The organism is Gemmatimonadota bacterium, from assembly GCA_040882465.1.
Classification (GTDB): Bacteria; Gemmatimonadota; Gemmatimonadetes; order Longimicrobiales; family Gaopeijiaceae; genus JBBEBG01.
In genome coordinates this window covers 78,259-98,682 of record JBBEBG010000020.1, presented here as the reverse complement: position 1 = coordinate 98,682, position 20,424 = coordinate 78,259, and the positions used below count along the sequence as shown (strand labels likewise).

Below are 20,424 nucleotides of genomic sequence, written 5' to 3'. Positions count from 1 at the left end.
GTAACCGTCCTCCGGCAACGGGTTCCCCGGGCATCCTCAACGTCGCCCCTCGTCCCGTTCCGCTCGATCAATCCTGGCCGCCCGGCGCATCGCCCCCGGCACCCGGTGCCGGCTCGGCGGGGGGTGTCCCGGCTCCCGGCGTCGTTTCGGCCGGCGGGGCCTCCGTCCCGGGGCTGGACTGAGCCGGCGGAGGCACGATGTCCGGCACCACAACCTCCGGCGGCGCGCTGCGCATCTCACCGACCCGGGCAGTCGCCGCCGCCACGCCCTCGGGCGAGATCTCGGCGGTGTAGTGGTTCCGGAGCGGGACGGAGAGGGCGCCGAGCGGGAGGAGCTCCCGCGTCCCCGCCACCACGCCCTCGAGAAGGCTCCAGACTTCGCGTGACACGGCATCCCGAACCGATTCGGATCCCTGCGGCTCGATCGAACCGAGCGCGAGGGCCTCCCCAAAACTCGCGTATTGGTTCTTGATCTCGAGTTCGATCTGGGCGAGCTCCAGGGCATTGACCTGGATCCCGCGGCGCGCCGCGTCCGCGACGAGGAGCCGGTCCCGCACGAGGTCGTCCAGGAATCCCTCGAGGTGTTCGTCGAGGGCCATTTCCACCTGCATCCGGAGCTCCATCGGCTGAGCGAGGACGAAGTCGCGGTAATCCGCGGCCGTGTACGTTCCGCCCTCATGCACGACCAGCGCACGCCCCGCCTCCTGCGTGCTTAACTCGACGGTCGGATTCGCTGTGAGCTCCCGGACGCGGGCCACCGCGCCCTCCTGGATCTGGACGTTCGCTGACGCCATGACCTGGTCCAGGAACAGGGTCTCGGCCTCCGTGATCAATTCGGAATGAACCTGCTGGCGGAAATCGTAACCGAGCTCGTCGTACGCGGGGCTGTTCCTCTCCTCGACTCGGATCACGTGAAGCCCGAAGTCGGTCTCGACGACGTCGCTGACTTGCCCGATCCCCAGCGCGAAGGCCGCCGAGTCGAATGGGGGAACCATCGCCCCCCGGGGGAAAAATCCGAGGTCGCCCCCATTCGCCCCGGACCCGGGATCCTGCGAATACTCTCCCGCCAGCGTCGCGAAGTTCTCGCCCGCCCGCGCCCGGTCGCGGATCTGGCCCGCCAGGTTTCGCACCGAGTCCTGCTGGGCGGGCGTGGCGTTTTCCGGGAAGCCGAGGAGGACGTGGCGGGCACGGACCTGATCCGCGGGGCGGGTCTCCTCGAAGATCTCCCGGAGCTCTTCGTCCGTGATCGAGGTGTCCACCTGAATGACCGTATCGCGCAGGCGCCCCACGACCATGCGGGATCGCTGCTGGTCGATCAGCGTGGAAAGATCCACGGCGTCCATCTCCCCCTCTTCGTTGAGCATCCACGCGAGGAGGGTGTAATCGATCCAGAAGTCCGCCACGGCCTGAACCACGCTTGAATCCACCGGGATTCCCTCCGCGGGCGCGAGGAGCTGCGCGACCGGCTCCACTTGGAGGCGGAAGTCTCCAGCCCGCGCGATTGCGTCGCCCCCGAGTCCCGCGTCGCACCCGGCGGCGGCGAGAATGGCGAGGAGGGCAGTCTTACGGATCGCGTTCATCCCACGCATTTGAAATGCCTCATTCTTCAGGGTTCAGGCGGCCCGTGCTCGGTCCACCACGAGTGCGTCCAGCGCCCGGATCAGCGTCCGGGTGAGCGGCTCGGTTCCGGCCTGTCTCAGGGTGAGGGAGAGGGGGATCATCCGTCTCACCTCGACCTGCACCTGCCGGTCCCGGAAAGGCCCCTCCAGAGCGGCCATCCGCGGATTTGCCGCCGCGCGGAAGGTGATGCGACCCTCCCGCTCCTTCACGAAGATCCTCTCTATCCCGAGTTCCCGCCCGAGGATTCGCAGCCGATGCGCGTCGAGAAGGCGCTCGACTTCCTCCGGGAGCGGACCGTAACGGTCCACCATCTCCTCCCGCAGCCCCTCCGCCTCCGCTCGGTCCTCCAGCTTCGAAAGCCGCCGGTAAAGATGCAGTTTTTGGCCGGAATCCGAAACATACGGGTCCGGAATATACGCCGAACCGGGGAGGGAAACCTCCGGTTCGGGGAATTCCCGCTCCCCACCAGCGCCCCTCTTCAGGCGGCGCACCGAGTCCTCTAGCATCCGGAGGTAGGTGTCGAGCCCGACCGCATGAGCGAAGCCCGACTGGTCCGCCCCGAGCAGGTTTCCCGCCCCACGGATCTCCAGATCGCGGAGCGCCACCTGGTATCCGCTCCCGAGCTCCGTGTGGCGCTCCAGGACCTGGATTCGCTGGTGGGCATCCTCCGTCATCTGATCGGGGACGATGAGATAACAGTATGCGCGACGGTCGGACCTCCCGACGCGCCCGCGAATCTGGTAGAGCTGGGCGAGGCCGAAGCGGTCGGCCCGGTCCACGATGAGCGTGTTCGCGTTCGGGACGTCGAGACCATTTTCGATGATCGAGGAGCAGACCAGAATGTCGAGCTCCCCGACGACGAACTCTCGCATCACATGGTCGAGCGGAGAGGCGCCCATCTGTCCATGTGCGACCCCGATCCGTGCCGAAGGCAGCATCCTCCGGATCCGCTCGGCGATCGTGTCGATCGTGTCGAGGCGGTTGTGGAGGAAAAAGACCTGGCCGCCCCGGTCGAGCTCCTGGCCCAGGATGTCATGGAGGAGCGCGTCGCTCCAGGGAATCGCCTGGGTGAAGACGGCGAGCCGGTCCCGAGGGGGGGTCTGGATGAGGGAGAGGTTCCGGACTCCGGAGAGTGACAGCTGTAGCGTTCGCGGAATCGGCGTGGCGGTGAGCGTGAGGACGTCTACGGCCGTCCGGAGCTGTTTGAGCCGCTCCTTGTGCTTCACCCCGAAGCGCTGCTCTTCGTCCACGATCAGGAGGCCCAGCTCCTTGAAGCGTACGTCCGCGGAGAGGAGCCGGTGCGTCCCGATCAAGATGTCCACCTCGCCGCGTTCGACGGCGAGAAGGATCTCGGTTTGCTCCGCCGCGGACCGGAAGCGCGAAAGCGAGGCGACTTTCACCGGAAAGTCCGCGAGCCGCTCGCCAAAGGTCCGTGCGTGCTGCTCCACGAGGATCGTCGTGGGTGCGAGGACCGCGACCTGCTTGCCGTCCTGGACCGCCTTGAAAGCCGCCCGCACCGCGACTTCCGTTTTTCCGAAGCCGACGTCACCACAGATCAGGCGATCCATCGGGCGGAGAGACTCCATGTCCTTCTTCACGTCGCGCGTCGCCCGCGCCTGGTCGGGGGTGTCCTCATATAGGAACGCGGCCTCCATTTCGGTTTGCCAGCGGGCATCTACAGAAAAAGCGAACCCTTCGGCGAGCTCGCGTTCGGCATAGAGGTCCAGGAGCTCCCGCGTCATCCGCTCGATCGCGGCTTCGGTCTTCCGCTTGAGCGCCTTCCAGCGTTTCCCGCCGATCCGGTGGACTGCGGGCGGCTCGCCCTGATCCGTGTCTCCGACCCACCGCTCGATGAGGTCCAGGCGGTATACGGGGACGCGGAGGATCTCCTCGTCCGCGTATTCGATGACGAGGACCTCGAGGTTTTCCCCTCCCACCTCGATCTTTTCGAGTCCGCGAAAGCGCCCGATCCCGTGATCCATATGCACGAGGTAGTCGCCGGGAGTGAGCTGGGCGAGGCTCTCGAGAGCGACCGCCCCCTGAAATCGCCGCCCCGATCGAACCCGCCGGCTCCGGCGGAAGATCTCGTGATCCGTGAGGACGTTCAGGGGCGGGGAAGAGGGAATCCGGAACCCTCCTTCGAGTGCTCCGAGTCCGACCTGGACCGCGTGCAGCCCTCGTCCCCTGTCGAAGAGGATCTCCTCGAGCCGGTCGGCCTGACCTTCGTTGTCGCAGAGGATGAGCGTCCGCGCCTCGCGGGAGGCTTCTTCGTCGAGGAAAGCGGCGAGCCGGTCCATCTTCCGTTCGATCGCCGGGGGCGGCGTGGCCTCGAGAGAGAGCGGATGCCCGCCCTCGCGCGTCACGCGGAGCGCGGGAAGGCGGCGGACGATCTCCGACGCGTCCTGCGGCGGAAGGAGGATGTCGTCCACCGGACGAAGCTTCTCTCCCCCCGCCTCGCGGTCCGCCTTGATGCCACTCGCCTGGTGCCAGCTTCGCCCGAAGTCCTCCTCCCAATGCGCCCCCTCGAACCCGACGAGGATCGCGTCGGTGGGAAGGACCTCCAGGAGGGAGCGCCGCACGGAAGGGCCCGCCGACGCCGCGGCGGGGCGGAAAGACGCCGGAAGGAGGTTGACCGAGGAGAGCGTCCCGGTGGAGCGCTGATCGGTCACCTCGAAGAGGCGAATCGAGGTAATCTCGTCGCCCCAGAACTCGATCCGCACCGGATCGGAGAGCCCGAGCGAAAAGATGTCGAGGAGCCCGCCCCGCACCGCGATCTGTCCCACCTCTTCGACGAGGGGAACCCGGCGATACCCCATGGCCTCCAGCTCCTCGACGAGGAGGGCGAAGCCGATTTCTTCGCCGACGGCGAGGGCCAGGCGAAGCCGCGCCACTCGGTCCGGCATCGCCATCCGCTCCTGAATCGCTCGCGGCGTCGTGACGAAGAGTCGTCCCGATCCCCCGAGGAGCGCCTCGACCGCCTCCACCCGAAGGCCGTCGATCCTTGGGTCCGCCTCCTCTTCCGCGTAGAACCGCGTCTCGGTCTGGGGGAAGAGATGCGGTGCGCCCTCTCCGAGAAGCGATTCGAGGTCGGCTTCGATCCTCGCCGCGTGGTCGGGATCCGGCGCCACGAGCACGAAGATCCGACCCGGATTGGATTCGTGGAGCGCCGCGGCGAGCGCGGAGCCGGCGGAGCCCGCGTTCCCGCCGATCGTGACCCGCTCTCCTCCCCGGGGGAGTTTTGCGTTTAGTACGCGGACCAGGGGAAGGGACTCGAGGGCGTCGAGGACGGCGTGGGTTCGGCGTGTCATCGAGTCTTGCTCATGGCCGCGCTCCCGCCGGCGCCCGCTCTTTGGCGCCGTGTCCGCCGTAAGCGGCGAGCCATCCCTCGGCGACGAGGACGAGGAGGAGAATCAGCGCGAGGGGCCGCCAGACTTCGAGCCCTCGGCGTCCGGAAAGGACTGCGTCCGGCCACGCTTCGGCGCCCGAAGTCCCTGCCCAAGCGACGGCGAGGCGGCGGCCCGCCGCCTCCCGGTCGAGAGATGGGCCTGCGCCCGGGGTCACCGCGTTGACGGCGAAGAAAGTCGGCCCCCGGTCGCCGGTCGTCATGAACTCATAGATCCCCGCGGCCCCGGTCTCCGCGAAGAGGGGGCCGCCGGGGTGGGCCCGCACCGTTCCGTCCGGCGTGCGGACCGCGGAGGCGCCGTCTGGTGCCGTGACCGCCTTGCCGGACGGGACCCCGGCGAGTTCGGGGGTGTCGCCCGCCGAAGTCGTGAGGAAGTCGAGGAGGGGGACCATCGCGGAGGAAGCCGGAAGTCCCGATGCCTCCAGGGTCAGGGGCGAGGCGAGGACGAGGATCGGCCGCCCTGTCCCGGGGATCCGGAGGAGCCAGGGGGTCCCGTCGGACAAGGTGAGGAGCGGCTCTCCGGCGTTCCCCTCGTCGGGCGCGACGATCTCGTGGGCGAGGTGGACCGGCGGAAGAGGCGGTAGGAGGGCGCGATAGGATCCGCCCGTGACCGCACGCTCTCCGTGGGCGCCCATCTCCCGCGCTTCGACCCTCCACCCCGGCGCGAGGGCGGCGAGGAGGAGGTTGAGCGAGGGAAGGAGGGCGGGATCGTCCGGAGGAACGAGGAGGACGGGGGCTTCCGAGGGAGGGGGGACCGTCCCCCCCGGCCCGGCGATGAAGAGCTCCGTTCCCGCCCCGGCGCCCATCCGGATCCGCTCCGCCTCTTCCAGAACGGCGAGGGCGTCTTCGAGGAAGGGCGAGAGGGTCCCCACTGCCGTGACGATTGGAGACGGAACCGCGCGAAAGGCGAAAAAGGCGGCGTCGTCTCCCCGCAGGTCGTCGGGGTCTATTTCGACCCGCCCGCGAACCCATCCCGCCTCGAGGACCGGGAGGGGGAGGATCGCCAGGCCGTCCGGGCCCGTCCGCGCGGTCGCCACGAGGAGCTCCCCGAGATACGCGCGGACGAGTGTCCCATCCAGATCGGGCCCGGAAACCCGGACGAGGAGCTCGGCGGGCTCCCCCGCACGGGGTGTGAGGCCGCCCGAGACGAGGAGCTCCGCAACTCCGCGGTTCGCCGCCGGGCCTGCCGGAGGAGGCGCGATCCTGACCGCTTGCCCGCGGACCCCGCCCGTCTCCTCGACCGAATCGAGCGACCCCGCGCGAAGGTCGGAGACGAGGACGATCTCCCGAAGCTCCGGAGCCCCGGCCTCCATCAGGGCGGCGGCCCGCGCGAGCGCCGCACCGAGGTCCGCCGTCACGTGCGTGGGGGTCAAGCCGGCCAGTTGGATTCGCGCCTGCTCCGGCGTGAGGGGGAGGGAGGCGCTCCAGGGTTCTCCGGCCGCCACGATCCAGACCAGATCCCTCTCCCCGGTCCGGTCCAGCGCCTCCTGGGCGCGTGCCACGAGGGAGTCGAGGACCCGGCTCGTACCCAGGACCGCTCCGGAACTGAGCCCGTTGTCCACGACGAGGGCGAGCCCGGCGGGGGGGTCGTCCCTCCCGCCCAGAGGCAGGACGAGGCGCGCCGCCGCGAGGACGATCAGCGCGAGCGCCGCGATCCGGAGGGCGAGAAGGAGGAGCTGGCGGAGTCGGATGATGCGTGCCTGCTCCTTGGTCGTCCGGGTGAGGTACCGGAGCGCGGGGAAGTCGAGTGTGCGACTCTCCCGGCGGCGGAGGAGGTGAATGAGGATGGGCACCGCGAGCGCGGCGAGCCCGAGGAGAAAGAGCGGCGCGAGGAGGGTCATGGTCCGGTCAACCGAGTCCCTCGCGCTTTCTCAGAAAAGCGCGGAGGGCGGGCCCGAGCGGCCCGGACGTATCGAGCACCTGGTATTCGATGGCCGAAGTTCGGAGCCGCCGCCGCCACTCCTCGATCGCTCCATTCACCGCCTCTCGGTATTCGCGCCGCACGTCCGACACGTCCACGACCAGGTCCTCCCCGCTTTCCGGGTCGCGGAAGCGAGCGTCCCCGGTCCCCGAAAGCTCTCGTTCCCCGGGATCGAAGAGGTGGAAGACGAGCACCTGGTGGTCATGGTGGCGAAGGTAGCGGAGGGCAGTGAGGGTCTGCTCCGGGTCCACCAGGAGGTCCGAGATGAGGACCACCAGCCCGCGCCTGCGCAGCCGGACCGCGACTTCCCGGAGCGCCGTCGAAGCGTCCGTCTTTCCCGAGGCCTCGAGGCCCTCGAGCCGCCGCAGGAGCTCGATCCACTGGCGTCTACCTCCGCGCGCGGGAAGCCAACCGCGGATCCGATCGTCGAAGAGGGCGAGCCCGGCCCGGTCCCCCTGGCGGATGAGGAGGAGTGAGAGCGCGGCCGCGAGCGTGCGGCCGTACCAGAGCTTGGTGGGGAGGGTGCCCGGTCGTGAGCTCCATCCCATGGACGTGCTGACGTCGACGAGAAGGTATGCGCGTAGGTTCGTTTCCTCCTCGAACTGCTTGACGTAGAAACGGTCCGAGCGTGCGTACATGCGCCAGTCAATGTGACGGAGGTCGTCCCCGGGGCGGTAGCCGCGGAGCTCGGCGAATTCGGCGGAAAAGCCCCGGTGCGGGGAGCGATGGAGCCCCATGAAGAAACCTTCGACGACGGCCTCGACCAGCACCTCGAGTCCGCCCAGGGCGGCCAGCTCTTCCGCGGAAAGCAGGTCGCCGCGACGACCGCGGCCGGAGGCGACGGAGGGGATATTCATCAGTGCCCGAAAGTTATCAGAGAGCCGGGAGGGATGGAACGTTTTGGCCGCATTCCGACTAGCTGTATCCCGGACGCACCCGCCCGGGACGTCCCCGCGGCGCACTCGGAGCGGTCTCACACGGATTCAGGCGACGTAATGCGGATCGGATCGGCCACCTTCGCGGTCACGGCCGCCCTCCTTCTGGGGAGCCCGGCCGAAGGCATGGTGCAGCGCCCCGCCGATGCGCGCGCGCGCGACGCCATGGAGACGCGGATCTGGCTGGATCGAGGGGCCGATCCGGTCCTCCAGGGCGGGGACCGGGTTCGGGTCTACTACCGGGCATCCCGGGATGCCTTCGTCGCCCTCTTCCATCTGAACACGGATGGGGTCCTCAGGCTCCTCTTCCCGGCCGGGCTGGACGAGCCTCTCAAAGTGAGGGCCGGCCAGGACTACCGGCTCCTCTTCCAGAATTCTACCGACTGGGAGGTCGCGGAGGCTCCCGGGGTCGGGTATTTCTTCGCGCTCGCCTCCGAAAGCCCGCTCGATTTCGCCGGCGTGGACATCCCGGCGAGGACGGAGGAATGGGCGACCCTCGCAAGGGTCGGAGCGCCCGTCCGGGAGGACCCGTACGTGATTCTCGACGGGGTCACGACCGCGCTCGCACCGGATCGCACGCGGGGAAGCATGGCGGTGGACCTCGCGGCTTACCACGTCGGGCAGGCGTACTCCTACCCCCGCTTCCTCTGTTACAACTGCCACACGGCCGAACCCTTCGAGCGGTGGAACCCGTACCAACAGGCCTGCCTTTCTTACCGGGTCATCATCTATAACGACCCCTATTTCTACGCGGCCACGCGTTACCAGGGGAGCCGCGCGCTTTATCCGCTCCCCCCGAATCCGGGACAATCGCAGTTCGCCTTCAAGGCGCGAGTGCCCGGGGAGTCGGGGGCGCCGCTCGTTCACGCGCGCACCGGACCCACGGACGCGGCTGCGGCCCTTCTCATCCCCCGCGGGACGACCTCCGCCGGGCCACAGCCGCCTCTCGGCGTCTTCTCGCCCCCTTCGAGCGTCCTGCCGGGCGCGTCTCCGGCCGCCGGAGATCCTCTCGGAACCGGACCCGAAACGCCTCAGGGGCGCCCCACTCTGGAGCGCCGCTCCAGGGGATCGCCGGATTCGCCTCCCCGTTAAGGCGCGCCTGGGTTAGCTTGCGGGTCGTTCCGTCCGGCTCCTCATCGCCTTCCGATCCGTGCGCACTTCGAACATCCGCAACTTTTGCATCGTCGCGCACATCGACCACGGGAAATCCACCCTCGCGGATCGGCTCCTCGAAGCCACGGGAACGCTCGACTCGCGCGACATGCGCGCCCAGGTGCTCGATTCGAACGAGCTCGAGCGGGAGCGGGGAATCACCATCAAGCTCCACGCGGTGCGGATGCGTTATCGGGGGAAGGGGGGGGAGGAATACGACCTCAACCTGATAGACACTCCCGGGCATGTGGACTTCACCTACGAGGTCTCTCGGTCGCTCGCCGCCTGTGAAGGCGCCCTCCTCGTCGTGGACGCGAGTCAGGGGATCCAGGCCCAGACGCTCTCGAACCTCTTCCTGGCGCTGGACGCCGGTCTCGAGATCATCCCGGTCCTGAACAAGATCGACCTGCCGGGCGCCGAGCCGGAGCGCCGGCGTGCCGAGGTGGCCGAGCTCCTCGGGGTGGATCCGGAGTCCGTCCTCCTCGCGTCGGCGAAGGAGGGGAAGGGAATCGAGGCGATCCTCGAGGCGGTCGTAGAGCGGGTCCCGCCACCTCGAGGCGATCCGGACGCACCCCTTCGCGCCCTCATCTTCGATTCATACTACGACCAGTATCTTGGAGCCGTCCCCGCGATCCGCGTCGTGGACGGGACCCTTCGCATCGGCATGACGATCGCCTTCGGCTCTCACTCCGAGACCTACCAGGTGACGGAGGTCGGGGTGCAACAGCTCAAGCGCGTCCCGCGCCCGGAGCTCGGTCCCGGGGACGTAGGCTACGTCGTCGCCGCCATCAAGGAGGTGTCGCACACCCGCCCCGGCGACACGATTCTGGACGCCGGCCATCGCGCGGACGAGCTCCTTCCCGGCTACAAAGAAGTGCGCCCCATGGTTTTCGCCGGGCTCTACCCCACGGACGCCGACGACTACGAAGAGCTCCGCGACGCCCTCGATCGCCTCAAGCTCAACGACGCCTCCCTCAACTTCGAGCCGGAGACCTCGGCCGCGCTCGGATTCGGCTTCCGCTGCGGCTTTCTCGGACTCCTCCATATGGAGATCATCCAGGAACGACTCGATCGCGAGTTCGGGGTTCAGCTCATCACGACGGTGCCGAACGTGGAGTACCACGTGCGGCTGACGAACGGGGAGCTGATCCACGTCGAGACGCCGACGAAGCTCCCCGACCGGAGCGCCATCGAAAGCGTCTCCGAGCCGATCGTTCGCGCGCGCATCCTCTGTCCCGCGGAATACATCGGCAACGTCCAGAAGCTGGCCCACGAACGGCGCGGCACTTTTCGAGGCATGCACTATCTGGACCGCGAGCGGGTGGAATTGGACTACGACCTCCCACTCGCCGAGATCATCCTCGACTTCTACGACCGGCTGAAGGGGGGGACGCGCGGTTATGCGGCCTTCGACTACGAGTTCCTCGAGTACCGCCCGGACGAGCTGGTGCGCCTCGACATCCTCGTGAACGGTGATCCTGTGGACGCTTTTTCGGTGATCATCCACCGTGACAAGGCCGAACAATACGGGAGGGAGCTCGTCAAGAAGCTGCGCGAGCTGATTCCGCGCCAGCAGTACCAGGTGGCGCTCCAGGCCACGATCGGGACCCGGGTCGTGGCCCGGGAGAACATCCGTCCCGTGCGAAAGGACGTCACCGCGAAGTGTTATGGTGGGGACATCACCCGGAAGCGGAAGCTTCTGGAGAAGCAGAAGGAAGGAAAGCGGAGAATGAAGCAGGTGGGCTCCGTCGAGATTCCGCAGGAGGCCTTCCTCGCGGTACTCTCTCTCGATGCCTGACCCCGACTCGGCGCCCGCTCCGGAACGTCTCCTCGGCGTCGTGGGGACGCTCGTGTGGGACACGATCTACCAGCGGGACGGACGGAACGAGCCGATCGAGGAGTGGGGTGGAATCGGGTACGCTCTGGAGGCGCTCTCCCTTTCACTTCCCGCGGAGTGGCGGATCGTCCCTCTCCTCAAGGTCGGCCGCGACCTCTCCGAGGAGGCCTTCCGTTTCCTCCGCTCCATTCCCCGCGTCCACCCCGAGCCAGGAGTGGAGGTCGTCCCCCAGCCCAACAATCGGGTCGAGCTCCGGTACTCGGGCCAGATTCGGGAGGCCGAGCGTCTCAGTGGGGGCGTTCCCCCCTGGGTTTGGACCGAGCTCGGGCCTCGGGCGGCCCAATGTGACGCCCTTTATGTAAACTTCATCTCGGGCTTCGAGATGGAGCTCGAGACGGCGGTCACGCTGCGGGAACGATTTCGCGGACCGACCTATGCCGATCTCCATTCGCTTTTTCTCGGAATCGGGCGGCAAGGTGATCGGATCCCACGTCCCCTTCCGCAATGGGCGGAGTGGCTCCGCTGCTGGGACGCGGTGCAGATGAACGAAACCGAATTCGAGCTCCTCGGGCGCGCCCAGGGAGATCCCTGGGCCCTCGCCGCCGGGATCGTGGGGCCCCAGCTCAAGCTGGTGGCCGTGACGCTCGGGGCGAGGGGCGCCGCTTACGTCGCCGGGGCGGGCTTCCGACCGGATCCCTTCACCTGGTCCGCGACCCGGGGGAGTCTCGCGGTCCCCGGCCCGGCCCGAAGCGCGAAGATCGAAGGGGAGAAGGACTTCGAGACGGGGGACCCGACCGGGTGCGGCGACGTCTGGGGCGCGACCCTCTTCGCGCGTCTCCTCGGGGGAGATTCTCTCGAAGAAGCGATGGGGACCGCGAATCGGATTGCCGCGCGAAACCTCCGCTACCGCGGGGCTCGTGGCCTCGGTGCCTACCTTGCGGGGCGGTTGGACGTGGGAGAGGCGGGACGATGAGAGTCCTCGAAGTTCCGCCTTCCCTGGACTACCACACCGTGGACCAGCTCATCGCGGCTTTGGATGCGGCGGGGTCGGAAAAGGTCCTCTTCGACGCCCGGCACCTACGGTGGGTGGATCCGGTGGGGATTCTCGGTCTCCTGAGCGCCGGACGGGTCGCGGCCGACCGAAGCGGAGCGCGCCCCGGCCTTCAGCTTCCCGACGGCGGCGACGTGCCGAGCTACCTCGCGCGCATGGGATTCGCGGAGGCGGCGCGCGAGCTTTTCGAGAGCGGATGGACCCTTCCCTCGCGCACCGGGAAATCTTCCGACGTCCTCCTCGAAATCACCGAGGTGACCAAAAACCAGGACGTGCACGAGGTCGTCGAGCGCGTCCAGGAGAGAGCCGGAACGATCCTTTCGCGCACCCTTTCTTACCCGGTTTCCGCAGTTGTCCAGTTTTCGGTCATCCTGTCGGAAGTGTGCCAGAACATCCTCGAGCACGCGGACGCCCCGGGGTGGGTCTGCGCGCAGACCTACCTCTGGAAGAAGCGCCTGGGACGCCAGGTCCTCGTGATCGGGGTCGGCGACGTGGGACGGGGCTTTCGGGGCTCCCTCGCGGCGGAGCACGCGGGGCGGTTCGCCGATCGTTGGGGAGACGCGACCGCCCTCGAGGCGGCCTTCATCCACGGGCTCACCCGTTTCCCCGATCAGGGGCGCGGGCAGGGGATCCAGCAGATCCGGAAGCAGGTCCGCCGTTGGGATGGCGTCATTGCGATCCGGAGCGGTACCGCCCGCATCGCCGACGTCCCCGAGTGGGAGGATCTCCCTCCCCTCGAAGACGGACTCGCTCCTTTCCCGGGGGCGCAGATCACCATCATTCTTCCGGCCCGGGCGGAAGTGCCATGACCGGCGTCCCCGATCCCCGGCTCGCGGCCTGCTCCGTGGACGTGCAGGCGATCCTCCGGCGGAGCGTCGCCAGCCTCTACTCGCATCTGGTCACGCGACCGACCGGGCGGGCCGTGCGCCAGGCCATCGAAAGCCAACTCGGCGAGCTCCCCCGCCCGACGCTTTCCCTGGTGGACCTCTCTTCCGTCTCCATTCTCGACTACTCCTGCGCGGACGAGGTCGTGGCGAAGCTGCTCCTGCGCGAGCCGGAGGCCGACCAGGAGGTGTTTTTTGTCCTCGCCGGCGTCCGGAGTCGCCACCGCGAGCCGATCGAGGCCGTTCTGGACCGCCACCGGCTGGCCGTCGTCGCGGAGACGTCGCCCGCGCGCTTCGAGCTCATCGGTTTCGGGTCCGATGGGGAACGGGCGCTCTGGGAGGTCGTCGAGCTGCGGCGCCGCGTCCCCGCCCGCGAGGTGGCCGAGATCGCGGCGGATGGAGAAGCCCGCTCCTGGCTCGATCGCCTCGTCCGGCGCCGCCTCCTCTTCCGGGACCCGATCCTCGGCGACCTGCACGCCCTGAGCACCCTCGTTCGACCCACCGGAACCGTGGGGGGAGGCGAGGGGTCTCAGTAGGCATGGCGTTACGCGCGGGAAATCGGCCCGCGTGGCGGGGTCCGCTCCCGAACGGGGCGGGCCTCCGGTTGACCGGCTCGCCGCGGCCCAGGTAGCTTCGCCGAAGCTGGATCGGACCCCAAAGGGGCCCCGAACCGGCCTTCTTTCAGGAGAGTGAGCCATGTCCAAGGAACGCGAGATCCTGCAGGTTCTGGATCAGATCCGTCCCGCCCTCCACGCGGACGGAGGGGACGTCGAGTTCCTCGGCTATGACGAAACCGACGGCATCGTCCACCTCCGGCTCATGGGGGCATGCGAGTCTTGCCCCATCTCGATGCTGACCCTCAAGGAGGGAATCGAGAAGCGGCTTCGGAGCACGGTCCCGGAGATTACGGAAGTCCTCGCCATCTGATTCGTTCGCCAGGGGCGGCGCGGCCGCCCCGGGGGTGAGCGGGACGGCGCTTCTTCGACCGAGGAAGCGCCGTCGTCGTGTATGGGGCGTGAAATTCCAGGGCCGTGCGGAGACGCGCCGGCCCCCGAACCCGACTGGATCGGGCGAGACATACAGCGGAGCTACGAACGAAGACCATGTCGGCGGAAACCCTGAAGGACTCGGTGGTTCAGGCGTTGAGCCGGGTGAGGCATCCCTCGACCGGTGAAGACGTGGTCAGCGGCGGCCGCGTTCAGGACCTGGTGGTGGACGATGGGGGAATGGTCCGCTTCGCCTTCCTCCTCCGCACGGAGGACCCCGGTTCGCTCGTCAAAGAGGCGCGCGCCGCCGTCGAAGCTGTCGAGGGCGTCTCCGGCGTCAAGGTGAATCTCCAACTCCCGCGGACCGCTGGGGCGCCCGCGGCCGCGGCGAGTCCGCCGCCACGCGGTCACGGCGGTCTCAAGCCCGGGTCGGTTCCCGCGCCCACGCCGAAGCCGGGAATCCTTTCCGACGTGGACCACATCGTCGCCGTCTCCTCCGGGAAGGGCGGCGTCGGGAAGTCCATGGTCGCGTCGAATCTCGCGGCGGCGCTCGCCAAGGAAGGGCTCCGCGTGGGGCTCCTGGACGCCGACATTTACGGACCCAACATTCCCCGGATGTTCGGAGAGACACGGCGCCCCAAGGTCATGGGAGAGAAGGGAAAGGAGATGATCGAACCGCTCGAGGCCCACGGGGTTCGCCTCATGAGCCTTGGATTCCTTCTCGAGGAAGAGCAGCCCGCCATCATGCGGGGGCCGCTCATCTCCGGAATCCTGAAGCAGTTTCTGGAGCAGGTCTCATGGGGACCGCTCGACTTTTTGATCGTGGACATGCCGCCGGGAACGGGGGACGCCCAGCTCTCGCTCGTGCAGACGATAGATCTGGACGGGGCCGTCATGGTGACGACGCCTCAAGCGGTATCGGTAGGGGATGTGCGCCGAGGAGTGAAGATGTTCGAGCGGGTGAACACACGCGTCCTGGGAATCGTCGAAAACATGGGGATCCTCGCCTGTCCGCATTGCCACCAAGAAGTGGATGTCTTCGGATCGGACGGAGGCGAGCGGCTGGCCCGCGAGATGGGCCTACCCTTCCTTGCCTCCGTGCCCCTCGACCCCGCCGTGCGGCGCGCGGGAGACGCGGGGACGCCGACGGTCCTCTCCGCTCCCGGCTCTCCCGCGGGGAAGGCGCTCCTGGAGCTGGCCGGCCGGGTCTTCAGGGAAGTTGCCGCGCCGGCGGGCCAGGGGGGCTGAGAGCGACCTTCCCGTGAAGATGCCCTTTCTCCCCCGTCCCTCGCGCGCGGAGCTTTCGTCGCGTCCGCTGCACGTGATCGCGCGCGACTTTCCCGAGACGCTCGAAGACTTTCGCCTCCACGGGATCTCGCTGGCGGAGGTTGGAGATCTGACACTCGACGCTCTCGAAGACCACGCCACGATCCTCGACCGCCTCGAGGAGTCCACGGCGTGGCGTCCCCGGACCGCGAGCGCCTGAACGCGATGGCGCGAATCACTCTCCTCACGGACTTCGGCGGGCGCGACGGATACGTCGGCGCGATGAAGGGGATCATGGCTTCGATCTACCCCGGCGTCATCGTGGACGATGTGAGCCACGACCTCGCCCAGGGGGACGTGGCGAGCGCTTCCCTCGCGCTCGGTCGCTACTGGGACCGGTATCCGAGCGGGACGGTGCACCTGGTCGTCGTGGACCCAGGCGTCGGCACGGAGCGGCGCGCCCTCGCGGCGGAGGTGGACCGCCGCCTCGTCGTCGCTCCGGACAACGGAGTATTGAGCCATGTCCTCGGCGCCGCCAAGCAGGCGAGGATCGTGGAGATCGTGAATCGCGATTACATCCTCCCCGAGCCCGGCCACACCTTCCACGGAAGGGATATCTTCGCTCCCGCCGCGGCCTACCTCGCGCGAGGGATTCCGATCTCGCGGCTCGGACCGCCGATCGAGGATCCGGTCCGGATCGAGGAGCCCAAGGTCCAAGTGGAGGAAGAGGCGATCGTCGGGCGCGTGATCGCCCTCGACCACTTCGGAAACCTCCTGACGAACCTCTCCGGGGGGACGCTCGCCGAGGCCGACGAAGTAGAAGTGAAGGGGAGGACGATCCCCGTTGCGAAGACGTACGGCGAGGTGGCGCCCCGTGAGCTCGCCGCCCTCATCAACTCCGACGGGTGTCTCGAGGTCGCCGCGCGCGACAGCTCCGCGGCGGAGCTCCTGGAAGCGGGGGTGGGGACGCCGGTGCGCATAAGACGACCCCGGGGCGGAACATCCCGCCCCGGGGTCGCACCTGCATGACCGGCTGAGGGAAGGTTACCGACCGCTTTCCAGCCACTCGCGGTCCGCCGCGGAGAGCTCGCCTCGCGACTTCCGCCGGTCGAAGAGCTTCAGCACGACCCAGCCGATGAAGACGATTGGCGCGACCTTGAAGAGGATGAAGGTCGCCAGTCCCCACGCGACCGAGAAAACGAGTCCAATCGCGGCGAGCGCGATTCCGATCGCGACGATCGTCGCGAGCCCCACCGCGAAGAAAGCCAGGAGCGTTCCGATCATTTTAATTCTCCAGTAGCGGACCCGGAGCGCCGGGTCGCGAGGGTCCTTTCGTGGCCCCAATCAACAATACGTCTCCCGAAGCCGGAAGATTCAAGGGTCGAAGCGGACGATCGAGATGCTTCCGAGCGCCGCATTCACCGAAATGTCCACGCGGATCGCGGCCTGATCCCAGTTCGAAGAGAGATAAACGCCGTCTCGGCGATCCAGTCCGGGTGCGTTGAGGGAGGTGAGGAAGGATTCGCGCTCCAGCCGGACTCCCGCCTCTCGCGGGATCCGGATCTCGAGGCTCCCCAATCCCATCTTGACGTCCACGCGGGTTTCCGCCCGCCGCAGCCCGTTCAAGTCGAGGCGAAAGTCTCCGACTCCGCCTTCCAGGGAGATCTCGGCGGCGTTCAAGTTGCCCAGGTCGCGTGCGCGAAACGAGGCGGCACCCACCTTGAGTTCGACCGATTCCATCTCCTCCGAATTCGGTGAAGATACCCGCAGGTCGCCGTCCGACGCACCGGTGTGAATGGAAAGGGAGGTGAGGCGGAGCCCTCCCAGGTCCAGATCGGCGCGGACGGCTCCGAGGTCGAGTGTCAGGTCGAGAGGGATTCGGTTCGTGAGAGTGAGCTCCATCTCGCCATCGGTGGCGCCCGACCGGAAGAAGCCCGTTCGTCCGATTCCTTCGACCCCCAGCTCGAGCCGCCCGTTCTCGAATTCGTGAACCGGTTCTTGCGAGTTCGCGTCGTACCGGAGGCGCAACGCGTAGAGCTGATTCGCGCTCCCCGCGGAGAGAGCGATCCGTCCCGCGCTGTAGCGAATCGTGACCTCCGCGCTCTCTTCGCTCGAGATCTGGCGGGAGAACTGCGCCGATGTCCATTCCTGCGCGGACGCCGGAGTCCCGAGAAAAGTGCCGGCGATGGCGCCGAGGAGGGCGAACGCGCCGGCCCGGGACGCCGTAGGCACCATCGAGACGTGGTCCGGGCTACGCAACTTCACGGCCCTCCGGTGGACGTGACGCCATCGTCCATGTCGAGCTTCCAGGCCGCTCCCGCGTAGCTCGAGCTCTGGCCACCCTTGGACAGGATGATCGCTCCCAGCCCGATGCACATGGCGAGCGCCGAAAAGATGAAGCCGACGGAGTGGAGGAGGACATTGAATACGGAGAACCAGGGTCCGCCCATCTCGAAGACGTGCGCCACGGCGAAGAAGGCGAGGAGTGCCGCGAGTCCGATGCCGATGTTCGCGGCCGCGCTCGTTCCGCTGAATCCCGCGAGCGACCGATCCTCGCTTCCGAAGATCCATCCGCCCAGGTTCCGTGCCACCGCCAGGTATCCGACGATCATCGCGCCGGCGAGGGCGATCGGGAAAACCGGAACCCACAGGAGAATGACCGGGATTCCAATGATCGAGATCGCGAGAAGAACAATTCCGACGACGAAGGTGGGTAGCGCGAGAACGAGGCCCGCGAGCCCCACCATCGCCGAGCGCAAAGAGGTCTCGCGCGCCGTCCGTGCGATGACCTCGAGGCGCCGTGGGAAGAAGTAGAGCACGCCGAGGCCGGCCGCGAGGAGGATCCCGAAGGTGACGCCCGTCTGAAGGACGCCGCCAATCCCGCTCCCGATGCGGGAGAGGGCGGATGCGGGGCGTCGGTTCTGCCGACGCGCCTCGGCCACGGCTACACTCTCGCGCACCTCCGCCTCGACCTGCCGCCGAATCCGCTCTTCGATCCGTACCTCGTCCGCGGCGGCCTGCGCGGTGGATTCGAAGCCGGCCGGTGGGGTGAGCCCGGGAACTTCCTGGATCAGCCCCAGGACCGCGCCCCGATTGCCGCCGACGTCGGCGCTCGACCACCGCACGTTTCCCTCGACGACGGCGTCCGGCCCAAGGTCGAGGGAGCCCCCGATGAGCACCACGTCTCCGGCCACCCTTCCGTCGAGGTCGAGATCGCTCTCCACGAGAAGGAGAGACCCCGCGACCGTTTCCCCCATCGGGATCGTGACCGTCTCGTCCACATGAATCCGGACCGCGCCATTCGGCAGCGCCTGCACGGCGGTTCCCTCGAGGGCCTGTGCGATCCGCGCAGTGAGGGCGTTCGCCGTCGCGAGCGATTCCGCGGCGAGTCCGGGGGGAGGCGCCCACCCGCGGAGGAGCCCCGGAAGGACCGCGGCGTCGGCCGCGATCGCCTGCCCAAGGAGCGCCCGCCAGGAGGACTCGAGCGCGCCGGCGGGTGTGAACTGCCCCGCCTCGGCCCCGTCGAGATAAAGTCTCCCCGCCCGCAGCTCGATGGAGAGCGCATCCCCTCCGGAAAACTCGAGTCGAAGGGTCGCCGCGTTTCCGGCGACGCTCACCTGATTCGCGAGGATCTGCCGTTCCTGCGCAACCCCGGGCGTGGCGCCGAATGAAAATCCGGTCGCGGCCAGGAGGAGGAGTGGAAGGATTCGGGACTCAGCCTGTCCGAACACGGTGCCTCGACGGGAGAAAGGGAGCCAAAACGTTTCTGTACATGACCCATCCGGCGGTCACGGTCGCGAGCCAGGTCAGCGCCGCGGCGCCCGCGAGCATTCCGGGAGCGGCGACCAGAACCTGAAGTGCCTCATAGGCCTGAAGGACCAATCCGCTACCCACGATCTCCTGCACGATCCAACCGAACCCGTTGCGCGCAAGCGCGGAGCCCTGCCACCCGAAGAAGGCGAAGAGGTCTCCGAGCGTGAGGAGGGGGTGGACGGCGACGATCCCCATGAGAGCGAGGAAGCCGGCGACCGGTGCGGCCACGACGCTCGACGCGGCGATCCACCCCTTCCGCGTCGTCGGCACGAGCCACCGGGCCGCGGCGAGGAGGCGCTCCGTCGGCCGCGGCGCAGGCGGCGCGGCGGTCGCCCGCCGCGCCCTGACGTTCCCCATGACGCGTGCGGCGAATCCCTCCGAAGGACGGAGGACCGGGAGCGCCGCCAGGGCCGCGACGAGACCGTGCCAAGCCTCGACCTCTTTCTCACACTCCGCGCACGCGGCGAGGTGAACCGTCGCGGCGGCGAGCTCCGGTCCGGCGAGCACTCCGTCGGCGAAATCCTGAAGAGCGCGCGGGGCGGGGTGGCGGGCGCCTTTTTTTCCGGCGCCCCGGAGAAGGGAGAGGATCCGCTCGCGGAGTGGCCGTGGGGCCGGCGCGACGGCGGCGGGCCGGAGGCGAGCCATAACCCGGTCGCTGAAGGCCGAAGACGGACCGAGAGCCGGAAGTGTGCCGAGGTCGCGGAAAAGGACCCGCCACCCATCGAGCTCTTCCGCACAGCGCGCGCACACGGCGAGGTGGGAGTCCACCTCCGCGCTTCGATCCTCCGGCACCTCACCTTCGAGGTAGGCCTGGAGGACTTCGCTTTCGATATGTTCCAGCCTGTCGTTCACACAGACCTCCGAGTTTCTTGACATCCATCCCTACGGCCCCCGGTGGAGACCGGTTTCAATGGCCTCACGTCGCCACCTCTGCGAGGTGTGTCCGAAGCTCGGTCCGCCCTCGGTGGATATAGGTTTTTGCGGTTCCGAGCGGCACCTCCATGATGTCCGCCACCTCTTCGTAGCTGTAACCTTCGACGTGACGGAGGAGAACCGCCGTCCGGTATTCCGGACGAAGACGCGCGATCGCCCCCTCGATCCGTGCGCCCAGCTCGCGGCTCTCCACGAACTCCTCCGGGTTTTCGTCCTGGGACTCGAGCACGATCTGCGACCCCATCTCGTCCTCCACGGTGGTCGCGTGCGGGGATCCGTGGATGGACACGGTCTCGATGCGCCGGCGCCGGAGGTGATCGATCGTGAGGTTGTTCGCGATCTTGAAGATCCAGCTCGAGAACTTGTAGGCCGGATCGTAGCTGCGAATCGCCTGGAAGGCCTTGATGAAGACTTCCTGCGCGAGGTCTTCGGCCAGGGCATGATCCCGGACCATGCGGACCACCAGGGAGAAAACGGGGCGCTCGTACCTGTGGAGGAGCTCCTCGAAGGCGCGGTCCCGCCCGGCGCACGCCTCCGCGACGAGCGCGCGGTCGTCCAGCTCGTTGGCCTTCAACGGCGCTCGGCCTCCCGAGTTGCCTGTGGTCATGCGGTGCCCCGGCGAGC

18 protein-coding genes are annotated in these 20,424 nt (G+C 68.1%); 9 read left to right on the top strand and 9 right to left on the bottom strand.

What is annotated here, in order from left to right; translation table 11 throughout:
* Positions 1-67: 67 nt before the first annotated feature.
* The 4 genes from WEG36_06460 to WEG36_06445 are packed head-to-tail and all read right to left on the bottom strand — an operon-like array spanning position 68 to position 7,800.
* A complete protein-coding gene (locus WEG36_06460) occupies positions 68-1,588 on the bottom strand; it encodes a peptidylprolyl isomerase (GenBank protein ID MEX1257241.1) in 1,521 nt (506 codons plus the stop codon).
* A 24-nt stretch (positions 1,589-1,612) separates the two neighbouring features.
* Positions 1,613-4,927 (bottom strand): transcription-repair coupling factor, encoded by a 3,315-nt coding sequence (gene mfd / locus WEG36_06455; protein ID MEX1257240.1) that lies wholly within the window; start codon positions 4,925-4,927, stop codon positions 1,613-1,615.
* Positions 4,928-4,937: 10 nt separating this feature from the next.
* Positions 4,938-6,863, bottom strand: a complete 1,926-nt coding sequence (locus WEG36_06450) for a BatA domain-containing protein (GenBank protein MEX1257239.1) — start codon at positions 6,861-6,863, stop codon at positions 4,938-4,940.
* 7 nt (positions 6,864-6,870) lie between these two features.
* Positions 6,871-7,800 (bottom strand): DUF58 domain-containing protein, encoded by a 930-nt coding sequence (locus WEG36_06445; protein ID MEX1257238.1) that lies wholly within the window; start codon positions 7,798-7,800, stop codon positions 6,871-6,873.
* Positions 7,801-7,938: 138 nt separating this feature from the next.
* Here WEG36_06445 and WEG36_06440 point away from each other — a divergent pair, with 138 nt between their 5' ends.
* From WEG36_06440 to WEG36_06400, 9 genes are all read left to right on the top strand, one after another.
* On the top strand, positions 7,939-8,970 hold the full coding sequence (locus WEG36_06440; protein ID MEX1257237.1) for a DUF4384 domain-containing protein: 1,032 nt from the start codon (positions 7,939-7,941) through the stop codon (positions 8,968-8,970).
* Between the two features lie 58 nt (positions 8,971-9,028).
* Entirely contained in the window at positions 9,029-10,828 is a 1,800-nt protein-coding gene (lepA, locus tag WEG36_06435; protein ID MEX1257236.1) for a translation elongation factor 4, read from the top strand.
* Complete coding sequence (locus tag WEG36_06430; protein MEX1257235.1) at positions 10,821-11,840, top strand: carbohydrate kinase family protein; 1,020 nt, start codon at positions 10,821-10,823, stop codon at positions 11,838-11,840. The genes lepA and WEG36_06430 overlap by 8 nt, the downstream gene beginning before the upstream one ends.
* Positions 11,837-12,727, top strand: coding sequence for a hypothetical protein (locus WEG36_06425; protein ID MEX1257234.1), 891 nt, complete (start codon positions 11,837-11,839; stop codon positions 12,725-12,727). The genes WEG36_06430 and WEG36_06425 overlap by 4 nt, the downstream gene beginning before the upstream one ends.
* Positions 12,724-13,338, top strand: a complete 615-nt coding sequence (locus WEG36_06420; protein MEX1257233.1) for a hypothetical protein — start codon at positions 12,724-12,726, stop codon at positions 13,336-13,338. Before WEG36_06425 ends, WEG36_06420 begins: the two co-directional genes overlap by 4 nt.
* Before the next feature lie 160 nt (positions 13,339-13,498).
* Positions 13,499-13,729: a NifU family protein gene (locus WEG36_06415; GenBank protein ID MEX1257232.1), complete on the top strand. Its 231-nt coding sequence runs from the start codon at positions 13,499-13,501 to the stop codon at positions 13,727-13,729.
* A 176-nt stretch (positions 13,730-13,905) separates the two neighbouring features.
* Positions 13,906-15,036 (top strand): P-loop NTPase, encoded by a 1,131-nt coding sequence (locus WEG36_06410; GenBank protein MEX1257231.1) that lies wholly within the window; start codon positions 13,906-13,908, stop codon positions 15,034-15,036.
* Between the two features lie 13 nt (positions 15,037-15,049).
* The gene (locus tag WEG36_06405; GenBank protein ID MEX1257230.1) at positions 15,050-15,274 is read left to right on the top strand and encodes a hypothetical protein; all 225 of its coding nucleotides are present in this window, start codon (positions 15,050-15,052) and stop codon (positions 15,272-15,274) included.
* Positions 15,247-16,083: an SAM-dependent chlorinase/fluorinase gene (locus WEG36_06400; protein MEX1257229.1), complete on the top strand. Its 837-nt coding sequence runs from the start codon at positions 15,247-15,249 to the stop codon at positions 16,081-16,083. The genes WEG36_06405 and WEG36_06400 overlap by 28 nt, the downstream gene beginning before the upstream one ends.
* 15 nt (positions 16,084-16,098) lie before the next feature.
* On the opposite strand, the gene WEG36_06395 is transcribed toward WEG36_06400, so the two are convergent.
* The 5 genes from WEG36_06395 to WEG36_06375 all read right to left on the bottom strand — a co-directional run bounded on the left by WEG36_06395 (position 16,099) and on the right by WEG36_06375 (position 20,407).
* Positions 16,099-16,338: a hypothetical protein gene (locus WEG36_06395; GenBank protein ID MEX1257228.1), complete on the bottom strand. Its 240-nt coding sequence runs from the start codon at positions 16,336-16,338 to the stop codon at positions 16,099-16,101.
* Between the two features lie 90 nt (positions 16,339-16,428).
* The gene (locus WEG36_06390; GenBank protein MEX1257227.1) at positions 16,429-17,319 is read right to left on the bottom strand and encodes a LiaF domain-containing protein; all 891 of its coding nucleotides are present in this window, start codon (positions 17,317-17,319) and stop codon (positions 16,429-16,431) included.
* Positions 17,316-18,785: a polymer-forming cytoskeletal protein gene (locus tag WEG36_06385; protein ID MEX1257226.1), complete on the bottom strand. Its 1,470-nt coding sequence runs from the start codon at positions 18,783-18,785 to the stop codon at positions 17,316-17,318. The genes WEG36_06390 and WEG36_06385 overlap by 4 nt, the downstream gene beginning before the upstream one ends.
* The gene (locus WEG36_06380) at positions 18,769-19,719 is read right to left on the bottom strand and encodes a zf-HC2 domain-containing protein (protein ID MEX1257225.1); all 951 of its coding nucleotides are present in this window, start codon (positions 19,717-19,719) and stop codon (positions 18,769-18,771) included. The genes WEG36_06385 and WEG36_06380 overlap by 17 nt, the downstream gene beginning before the upstream one ends.
* Before the next feature lie 64 nt (positions 19,720-19,783).
* Complete coding sequence (locus WEG36_06375; GenBank protein MEX1257224.1) at positions 19,784-20,407, bottom strand: sigma-70 family RNA polymerase sigma factor; 624 nt, start codon at positions 20,405-20,407, stop codon at positions 19,784-19,786.
* Between the last annotated feature and the right edge of the window lie 17 nt (positions 20,408-20,424).